The organism is Okeania sp. SIO3B5, assembly GCF_010692555.1.
Classification (GTDB): Bacteria; Cyanobacteriota; Cyanobacteriia; order Cyanobacteriales; family Microcoleaceae; genus Okeania.
This window is the reverse complement of the sequence record NZ_JAAHHG010000372.1, coordinates 1-9,984: the sequence shown is the minus strand read 5'-3', so window position 1 is coordinate 9,984 and position 9,984 is coordinate 1. Positions and strand designations below refer to the sequence as shown.

General features: G+C 37.3%; 6 protein-coding genes and 1 pseudogene. 3 read left to right on the top strand and 4 right to left on the bottom strand.

The window, feature by feature from the left end:
* Positions 1-76 precede the first annotated feature (76 nt).
* Positions 77-274, top strand: coding sequence for a hypothetical protein (locus F6K54_RS32235; protein WP_293087127.1), 198 nt, complete (start codon positions 77-79; stop codon positions 272-274).
* A gap of 161 nt (positions 275-435) precedes the next feature.
* Here F6K54_RS32235 and F6K54_RS32230 read toward each other — a convergent pair whose 3' ends face one another.
* Together F6K54_RS32230 and F6K54_RS32225 are read right to left on the bottom strand one after the other, a co-directional pair.
* On the bottom strand, positions 436-6,579 hold the full coding sequence (locus F6K54_RS32230) for a LamG domain-containing protein (protein WP_293087124.1): 6,144 nt from the start codon (positions 6,577-6,579) through the stop codon (positions 436-438).
* 189 nt (positions 6,580-6,768) lie between these two features.
* Positions 6,769-7,065, bottom strand: a complete 297-nt coding sequence (locus tag F6K54_RS32225) for a zinc ribbon domain-containing protein (protein ID WP_293087122.1) — start codon at positions 7,063-7,065, stop codon at positions 6,769-6,771.
* A 1,118-nt stretch (positions 7,066-8,183) separates the two neighbouring features.
* Here F6K54_RS32225 and F6K54_RS32220 point away from each other — a divergent pair.
* Positions 8,184-9,299, top strand: coding sequence for a response regulator (locus F6K54_RS32220; RefSeq protein WP_293087119.1), 1,116 nt, complete (start codon positions 8,184-8,186; stop codon positions 9,297-9,299).
* 123 nt (positions 9,300-9,422) lie between these two features.
* Positions 9,423-9,566 carry a diguanylate cyclase gene (locus F6K54_RS32215; protein WP_366558292.1) on the top strand — a complete coding sequence of 48 codons (144 nt, stop codon included), beginning with the start codon at positions 9,423-9,425 and terminating at the stop codon, positions 9,564-9,566.
* 148 nt (positions 9,567-9,714) lie between these two features.
* On the opposite strand, the gene F6K54_RS43895 is transcribed toward F6K54_RS32215, so the two are convergent.
* Together F6K54_RS43895 and F6K54_RS43890 are read right to left on the bottom strand one after the other, a co-directional pair.
* Positions 9,715-9,816: a zinc ribbon domain-containing protein gene (locus tag F6K54_RS43895; RefSeq protein WP_375342015.1), complete on the bottom strand. Its 102-nt coding sequence runs from the start codon at positions 9,814-9,816 to the stop codon at positions 9,715-9,717.
* Positions 9,794-9,984: pseudogene (locus tag F6K54_RS43890) on the bottom strand (hypothetical protein); the annotation flags it as partial. The gene F6K54_RS43895 and the pseudogene F6K54_RS43890, both read right to left, overlap by 23 nt.

Here is a 9,984-nt window from a genome sequence, read left to right as displayed (position 1 = left end):
CCCAACTATGCGCTAAAAATGCGCTCCTTTTTGACCATGAAGAGCTGAAAACCATGTACTTTTTCAATACCTAAAAATGCTAAAACCTTTATCTGGTAATTATTTGAGATTTAATCAGCAAACCCTATATATAAATCAAAAGGAGCAGCTAAAATTGCCACCCCAAAAAATTCTATCAGATACCGTTTTATATCATGTCCGGTTGAATACTTATACTTTGGAGAAGGTAAGGCAAAAGGCAGGAGGCAGGAGGCAGAAGGAAAGAAAAGGTTAGAAGGGAAAAGGTTTTTTTATCACTGATTATCCGGACATGATATTACAGCGCTTTTCAAATTGATGAACCACATCTTCACACATCAAACCTTGTAGGGACGTTCCATGGAACGTCCCTACTGTGGTCTACCGTGCAGGAAAACCGTTTTAGGCTAAAGCTATCTAACGATAAAAGTTGTTGACCCTATTTACCATATTATTCCTGATAAATAAAACCGCTACATCCCAATAGCGATCGTCTGCATCTTTAATATCGCACTTGATTTTCCATTCTCCATGCTCAACAACAGGCATGATCGTCAATGCTGAAGCTCTGTGTTTTTGGTTTGCTCCGGAATTAAATCCGGCAATAACTGCAGTCCATTCTGATTCTTGATATCCAGTTTCGATTGTGGGATTACCTTTGACCTGATAAATCCGATATTCCATAGGTTTTTGGGTAGTATCAGTTTCATCAGTCGTTGATGTGGTGTCTGTTTCATCAGTCGTTGATGTAGTAGCAGGTTGATTGACTTTCATTAGTTCGTTAATTTCCTCTTGAGATAACACTCGGTTATAAATTCGTAGATCGGCAACTTTGCCCTCATAGAACCCATAACCACAACCCAATTTTATTTGAGTAATTTGACTTAATTCTTGATCTTTATCTGTAACAGTTTGCCACAGACTACCATTGAGATAGATTTTCATCTCGCCGGTAGCAACATTTTTTGTAAATGCCCAGTGATTCCATTTACCCTTAAAATCAGAGATTTGAGCTAATTGTTCAATTCTATCAAAAGAAGAGGTTTTATTTCCACAATCAAAACATACATTACTATCTGACCATGGTAAGTGAATATTAACTACCCTGTGATTAGTTTTATCTTGTGCTAACAAGATAGAGCTTTGTTTGGGTAGAGACTCTCCACCGTTTGCCCAAAAACTAATTGTTATTTCATTAGTTTCGGGAATAGCTGTTGGGGGTAGTTCGATATAATCATCAACTCCATCAAAACCTATACAGTTGCCAAAGTTAGGGTCATCTATAACTTTAGCACCATAAACTTTACCATTGAGTTTTCCGCCTGAAGCATCAACTACTTCTTTTTCTTTTGCTGAGTTTTCTACTATTTCATTCAGTGGAAGATTGAGATGTAAACCACTATCTATATCTATAGGTTTAGGAGTCTCATCTGTTGTGGATGTACTGTCTGTTTCTCCAGTAGTATCAGTCTCATCCGTTGTTGATGTGCTATCTGTTTCTCCAGTAGTATCAGTCTCATCCGTTGTTGATGTGCTGCCTGTTTCTCCAGTAGTATCAGTCTCATCCGTTGTGGATGTAGTGTCTGTTCCATCAGTGGTATCAGTTTCATCAGTTGTGGATGTAGTGTCTGTTCCATCAGTGGTATCAGTTTCATCAGTTGTGGATGTAGTGTCTGTTCCATCAGTGGTATCAGTTTCATCAGTTGTGGATGTAGTGTCTGTTCCATCAGTGGTATCAGTTTCATCAGTTGTGGATGTAGTGTCTGCTTCATCGACCTCATCAACTGTCATCAATTCGTCAATTTCTTCAGGTGACAATACTCGGTCATAAATTCTGAGATGAGCAACTTTACCATCATAGAAGCCATAACCAGTCCCAAACTTTACCTGAGTAACTGAATTTATTGGTTTATTCTTAGCTGTAGCATTTTGCCACAGAACACCATCCTGATAGATTTGCATTTCACCTGTGGCAACATTCTTCGTAAATACCCAGTTTCGCCATTGATCCTTAAAATCAACAGTCTCAGCTATTTTTTTCACTCGATCGCAAGAGTCATCCTTCCGTCCACAATCAAAATTAATCATACTCTCTGACCAAGGTAACTCAATATTAACAATAACCTGATTACTTTGATCTCGTCCAGAGATGATCGAACAACCTTTGGGTAAAGACTTGCCACCATTTGCCCAAAAACTAATTGTTATTTCACCAGTTTGAGGAATAGTTGTTGCTGACAGTTCGATATAATCATCTACTCCATCAAAGTTTATACAGTTACCAAAGCGATCGTCTGCTACAACTGTTGCACCATTAACTTTTCCATTAAGCTTTGATGTTGAAACATCAACAACTTCTTTTTCTTTAGCTGCATTTTCGACTATTTCATTCAGTGGCAGATGCAGTTGTAAACCACGATTTATATCCATCGGTGGAGGAGTTGCATCTACTTTCATACATTCATTAATTTCTTCTTTTGATAATGCTCGGTTATACATCCGCAAATGCGACATTTTGCCCTGAAAATATCCATCTGCTGACCAGTTACTCTTACCAATATAATTTTTGGTGCGATTAACACTATTGGGAATAGCTACTAACCCTCCTCCTACTTCTTGACCATCTTTATAAACCTTGGCATTTCCTGACTTATCAATTGTTGCTGTTAGGTGGAGCCACTGATTCTTTTCGAGTATGCCTTTTACTTCAATAGCTTTTCTAGTAGAACCAACAAATACAACTAATAATACAGAGTTTGTTGTTTGACTATTGCCAAAAATGATATTGTTTTTACCGGGACTATTCGCGAAATCAATAACCCTTGACTGGATCTTGAAGTTCTGATAATATACCCAAGCTTCTACGGTAAAACCTTGTGAATAGTCAATATTCATCTCTGGCATTTGGATGTAATCATCCACTCCATCAAAGCTCAAACAATTGCCAAAGTTTGAGTCGGCGACAACTTTTGCTCCATTGACTTTACCATTGAGCTTTGATGTTGAGACATCAACAACTTCTTTTTCTTTAGCAGCATTTTCGACTATTTCATTCAGTGGCAGATGCAGTTGTAAACCACGATTAATATCCATCGGTGGAGTTCCATCTATTTTCATACATTCGTTAATTTCTTCAGGAGATAACGCTCGGTTATACATCCGCAGATGTGACATTTTCCCATGAAAAAATGCATCCGCTGACCAGTTACTTTTGGCAATATAATTTTTGGTGCGATTAACATTATTAGGGATACTTGATGTTCCACTTCCTACTTCTTGCCCATTCTTGTAGATTTTGCCATTTCCTGACTCGTCAATTGTTGCTGCTAGATAAAGCCATTTTGTTTGTTCTAGTGTTCCATCTGCATCAATGGGGTGATTGGTAGCACCAAGATAATTATGTAAAGTTAAATTAGCTGTTGTGCCTGGATTTGCGAACAGAATGTTGTCACTTCCAGCATCATTCCCAAAGTCAATAATTCTTGACCAATTCTTGAAGCTGTTATAGTGTACCCAAGCTTCTACGGTAAAACCTTGTGAATAGTCAATATTCATTGCTGGCATTTGGATATAATCATCCACACCGTCAAAATTTAGACAATTGCCAAGTTTGGAGTCTACTACAACTGTTGGTTCCCCATTGACTTTACCCTTGAGTTTTGCTGGAGAAACATCAACAACTTCTTTTTCTTTAGCAGCATTTTCGACTATTTCATTCAGTGGCAGATGCAATTGTAAACCACGATTTATATCCATAGGTGGAGGAGTTTCATCCACTTTCATACATTCATTGATTTCTTCAGGAGATAACGCTCGGTTATACATCCGCAAATGCGACATTTTGCCCTGAAAATATCCATCTGTTGACCAGTTACTTTTACCAATGTAGTTCTTAGTGCGATTAGTATTGTTGGGAAGATTTATTAACCCACTCTTTTCTTCTGCACCATTCTTGTAAATTTTCGTGTTCCCCGAACCATCAACTGTTACTGCCAAATGTAGCCATTTGTTCAACTCTAGCTTTCCATTTGCTTGTACCCTGTTGGAAGTTGTTCCTTTAAAGCTATCGAAACATAGATTGCTGGTTGTGGTTTCGTTAGCAAACACAATGTTGTTATTTGGAGTACCATTGCCAAAGTCAATAATTCTTGACCAATGCTTAAAGCTGTTATAGTGTATCCAAGCTTCGACAGTCAAACCTTGTGAATAGTCAATATTCATTGCTGGCATTTGGATATAATCATCCACACCGTCAAAATTTAGACAATTGCCAAGTTTGGAGTCTACTACAACTGTTGGTTCCCCATTGACTTTACCCTTGAGTTTTGCTGGAGAAACATCAACTACTTCTTTTTCCTTAGCTGAATTTTCGACTATTTCATTCAGTGGCAAATGGAATTGTAAACCACGATTTATATCCATCGGTGGAGGAGTTCCATCTACTTTCATACATTCATTGATGTCTTCTGGAGATAACACTCGGTTATACATCCGCAAATGAGCCATTTGTCCTTGAAAAGCTTGATTACCTGCAAATCCTCCTCCCAGCTTATCTTGCTCTTGTGCTAATACCAATGCGCCTCCAGTAGCAATTGGATTTCCTTTACTAATGACTTTGGAGTGTACTTCTTTTCCGTCTTTATACACTTTTAATTGTCCATCGCTACTTTGCCAAGTAATTGCTACACAATGCCATTCACCATCGTTGAAAGCAACTCCCGTACTATGCCACTTGTTATTAACAGTGGGTGTGATATTTTTAATATTGTATATTTGAAACTCGTTATACCTCTGTGCTGAAGATTTGGCGTATGAGAGAACTGTACCTTCTTTGCTTTGGTTATTCGATCTAACCCAACATAATACTGTCATTGCTTCTGAGGGAAAGTTGGGCATTGGATTAATGATCACATAATCATGATTCCCATTAAAGTTTAAACAATTACCAAACCGTGGTTCAGCTACAACTGTTGCACCATAAACTTTACCATTGAGCTTTCCTGCTGAAATATCAACAACTTCTTTTTCTTTAGCAGCATTTTCGACAATTTCATTCAGTGGCAGATGTAGTTGTAAACCACTATTTATATCCATAGGTGGAGGAGTTCCATCCACTTTCATACATTCATTGATGTCTTCTAGTGATAATACTCGGTCATAAATCCGTAGATGAGCAATTTGACCATTATAGTAACTATTATAAGTTTCACGACCAAACATCACCTTAACAACTGAATCTATAGCTTTGTCTTTACCTGTACTACTGTGCCACAAAGTACCATTAAGATAAATATTCATCTCCCCTTTGGCAACATTCTTAGTAAATGTCCAGTAAGTCCATTTATCTTTAAAATCAGCAGCCTCACCTACCTTCTCAAGTCTGTCAAAAGGATTTCCATAATCAAAGATGATGCGACGATCTGACCATGGTAAATAGACGCGAAGAAGTGGCTGATTACCTTTATTATATGCAGATATTAAAACAGTATTTTTAGGTAAAGACTTGCCACCATATGCCCAGAAACTAATAGTAATTGCACCAGTTTGAGGGATAGTTTCTTTTGGCAGATCAATATAATCATCTACTCCATCAAAGTTGATACAGTTGCCAAAGCGGGAGTCAGTTACAATTGCTGCACCATGAACTTTGCCATTGAATTTGTTGCCTGAAATATCGACAACTTCTTTTTCTTTAGCAGCATTTTCCACTATTTCATTCAGTGGCAGATGCAGTTGTAAACCACTATTTATATCCATAGGTTTAGTTTCAGGAGTTTCACTAATTGGACTTGTAGAGCTAGTATTGCTAGCAACATAAATATCGTGTAGATCGTTAGGTATTGCACCTTTAATCTTTTTTTGTTTAAAAGTAAGGGTAATAGATGTATAACGTTGGTCGCTCGGTAACTGAAACAAACCTAGACCCGTATCTGTGCCAAAAGAAGTACCTGGGTTGGGTGGAGTTGGGCAAAACTCTTGTTTGCCTTGAGAGTTTTTACCAGAGATAGTTTGAGTCGCTGCATCTAGGAATATTCGAGCATTGTGCCCTTTGCCAAGAGTGCCACTGTTGAATAATTTCCAGTCAGTTAAATTTACTGGACTACCATCCAGAGTTGTTGCTGTGACTTTGATGGTTGTATATCCAGCTTTGCTACCATTGAAGAATCTTGAGATGGCCAAATAGGTGTCACCACAGGTAGCGCCATCAGTTACTTTTGAGCCAGCTAGAGAAGCTTTATAGTTACTAAAATCTAGAGTAACAGAATAGTTGTTTTCACGTCCTATAGTCCTGATTTGAGGCATCGTAGCAGTGATACCTTTTACTTGACCTGTTAAGGTAAATTGATTCTCTATTTCCCCAGAGAGGAGGCGAGCTTCTGTAATGGGGGTACCACCATCTGGCTTTCCTTTCCAAGAACGGTTGTCATAGTCTATTTGATTGTAGGTTATACCTATTGTACCTCCTAGACCATCAGAGATTTGCGCTGTTTGGCCAAACCCGGGATACTTATAGTTGGTAGTATCCCAAAAGGTGAGGTTTTTAGTAGCGATTTCAGACATTATAATGCTCCTTGTTTATTGACATACTCCCGACGTTGCTATATTCACGACAACGCGGGATTCTTCAGCCAGGGAAAACCTGACGGCAGTTTTAACAGAGGTGATCTCCTCCCCCTGTGTTGATAACAATCCAACCCACCCCCATCCCCTCCCGGGAGGGGAGCTAGAGGGGTGGGTGAATTATAGTCCCTATCTAGTTCTTGGCCCTATATGTGGCCAAGAATGCCAGCGCTCTGACAAGCTTTTTGAGACTTTATTCAGACATTCCCAACAATATTGAGATGTGCCTTTTGGATCTACTTTGATAATTTTTTTGCCAAGCTTCCAAGCAACATACTCTAAAACCAAGAAATTGATAGTAGCTGCATTTTGCAAAGACTTATTCAATCCTGACTTTACTGATTGGCCGTTGGGTAAGAATTGACCATTGTCGCCTAACTTTGTTTCATGTCGGCGACAGCCGTTAACGCAGTTATGCGCTAGCAAAACGGGAGAGCGCGGGACTTCCCGTAGGGGAAGTTAATCGGAAATTTCTAGCGACACTAATATTGTCTAATTGTCAATTGTTTGAAACAATATACAATCCAGATATTTTTTGCTTTTGTCTATAAACAAGTATAAGTTTTTTGATGCATGAACTCAACATTTCTTAATAATGTATTTTACCACTGATTAAATTATTCATAGAGTTAAATTTTATTAAGGATTATTGCTAAATTTTGTTCGGGAACAGGTATGGCCAATTTGTCATAAAGTCCAATATTTAAACGATAATAATGGCCTGCTTGAAGCCCATAAAATCAAAAATTTTCTATTATTTAAGTGATTGACTATAGCAATCCTAAATTGGTTGCGGGTAATCAAAAAGTAGATAAAAAAACTTAAACTCTTACCTGTTCCCTCCATACCTGTTCCCTCCATACCTGTTCCCTAAAAACAGTAAGATTTTTATACACAAATAAAATAGGATTGCTATATATCAAAAAAAATGATGATTTATATGGTTTTTATATTAGACATCTCCAATAATAAAAAATAGTAAGCATTTCCTGCGGAATGCTGCGCAAACAGCTATTAGCAGTCAGCTAGCCTCCTCCGGAGGAACTACGTTAACAGCAATTAATAATAAATAATTACCTCTAAGGTTTGAGAAGGAGACTTTGATAGTAACTTTTTATTCTTTCTCAATTTCAAAGGTTGCTTTTACCTTTCTCAACATTAATAGCTGTTAACGTAGTTCCAACCTAGGAGGCTAGCTAATAGCTGACGGCTGAATGCTTACAAAAAATAAAATCAATTATCGTACATAAATCATCAATTATTTCCCCCTACTGCCTACTCCCTATGCATGGAGGAGATGTCTATTTCAAAGATCAAATGAAATCGAGATTAATTAGTAAAGCTGACATCAGCTGTTATTGAAACTAGAAAAATTCGGATGAAATATACTAATATGACTGATATTTGATATGGTCAAATATCAAACTGCTAGTTGCTGTTAGAAAATCAAAAAAATATTGGGAATCTTAATAATTGTGCTATTTGATTTTAATGCTTCAACATGGTAAGAAAAATATATTTTACGACCGAAAAAAGTAAAGATTATGAATCATAAAACGTTCGTGGGCAATATATTAATTGTTGACGATTTAATTAATAATTTACGAGCTATAACTACTATTTTAAAGGGAAAAAATTATAAAGTAAGAAAAGCCACAGATGGTGAAACTGCAATTGAAGCAGCTAACATAGAACCCCCTGATTTAATTATTTTAGATATAAAAATGCCAGGAATGGACGGCTATCAAGTTTGCCAACACTTAAAATTAAATAAGAAAACTCAAGATATTCCAATTATTTTTATTAGTGCTTTAAGTGAAGTATTTGACAAAGTAAAAGCTTTTGAAGTAGGTGGAATTGATTATATTACTAAGCCATTTCAGGAAGAAGAAGTCTTAGCAAGAATTAATAGTCAGTTAACGATTCAGAAACAACAAAAACTTTTACAACAAGAAAAAGCACTCTTGAAACAGGAACAAGAAAAGCTTAAGCAAGAAATTCAACAAAGAAAAGAAACAGAAGCAATTTTATATCAATCTAGAGCCTTGATTTCTAGTATTTTAAAGAGTTCCCTTGATGGGGTTGCTGCCTTAGAAGCTGTCAGACATCTCAAAACAGCAGAAATTGAAGATTTTCGCTGCTTGGAAGTTAATCCTATTATTGCTGAAGTCTTTAATCAAGAACGAGAAAACTTAATTGGAAAGTTGATTTTCAGAAGATTTATCGATAAAATTGACCCTGATTTATTTGCTGATTTTGTCAGAGTTGTAGAAACAGGAATATCCTTACAAAAAGACTTTAATTATAAGTACAAAGAAGAACAAAAATGGTATTCTTGCATAGCAGTCAAATTAGCTGATGGTTTTGCAGTTACAGTCAGAGATATTACTGAAAGAAAAACATTAGAATTAGAGCTAAATCGTCTCGCAACTATTGACGGATTAACAGGAGTTTATAATCGTCCTGCTTTTGATAAAACTCTCAGGCAAGAATGGCAATGTGCTCAAAGAAAAAAACAACCTTTATCTTTGATTTTATTTGATGCGGATTATTTTAAATTATATAATGATTATTATGGGCATCAAGCTGGAGATAATTGTTTGGTACAAATTGCCCAAGTTGCCTCAGAAACGGTTATATCATGTCCGGTTGAACAGTGATAAATAAATAACTACGGAGGAGTCAGTCCTCAGGAGTAAGGAGTCAGGAGGAAAGAGGGAAGAAAGAAGAAGAACTGGAGTTGAAGGAGAAAGTTTTTTTATCACTAATTATCCGGACATGATATTAATCGTCCGGGAGATTTTGTTGCTCGTTATGGTGGTGAAGAATTTGTCATCATTTTACCTAATACGGATCGGCAAGGAGCGATCGCTGTCGCCGAGGATATTCGACAAGCTATTCGGATACTAGCTATTCCGTTCTACTAAACTTACCCAAACTTACCCATGCGTGGTTGCATGAGCTTTGGAGCTAGCTTCCTGTTTTGCTGACGCAATGCTGCGCAAACACAGAAGACCACTGACCGCAGTCTGTAACTTATCTTCTCCACAGGCTTAAATTCGCTCTTGACTCAAGCTACTGATTCACATAGTTTTTCAGGTTGATAGCAGCATTAAAATCTCTGTCAGCTTCAAAACCGCATTCACTACATTTGCTAACGCAAAGCTGCGCTAACATAAGTTCTCAAGTGTAACGGCATTTTCTGTTGATGCCCACAGTTTGAACATATTTGAGAACTTGGATAGTTACAGTCGATGGGGATATCACTATCCCTCACCTCTGTTTCAAAACCGGACTTGAGAGTTTCCAACTCCCAGAGGCTCCTAATAACTAAGGATACTTCGA

Excerpts from the sequence above, each read along its gene's own strand:
- F6K54_RS32235 (WP_293087127.1), top strand. The coding sequence starts at position 77 with ATGCTAAAACCTTTATCTGGTAATTATTTGAGATTTAATCAGCAAACC.
- F6K54_RS32230 (WP_293087124.1), bottom strand. The coding sequence starts at position 6,579 with ATGTCTGAAATCGCTACTAAAAACCTCACCTTTTGGGATACTACCAAC.
- F6K54_RS32220 (WP_293087119.1), top strand. The coding sequence starts at position 8,184 with ATGAATCATAAAACGTTCGTGGGCAATATATTAATTGTTGACGATTTA.
- F6K54_RS43895 (WP_375342015.1), bottom strand. The coding sequence starts at position 9,816 with ATGTTAGCGCAGCTTTGCGTTAGCAAATGTAGTGAATGCGGTTTTGAA.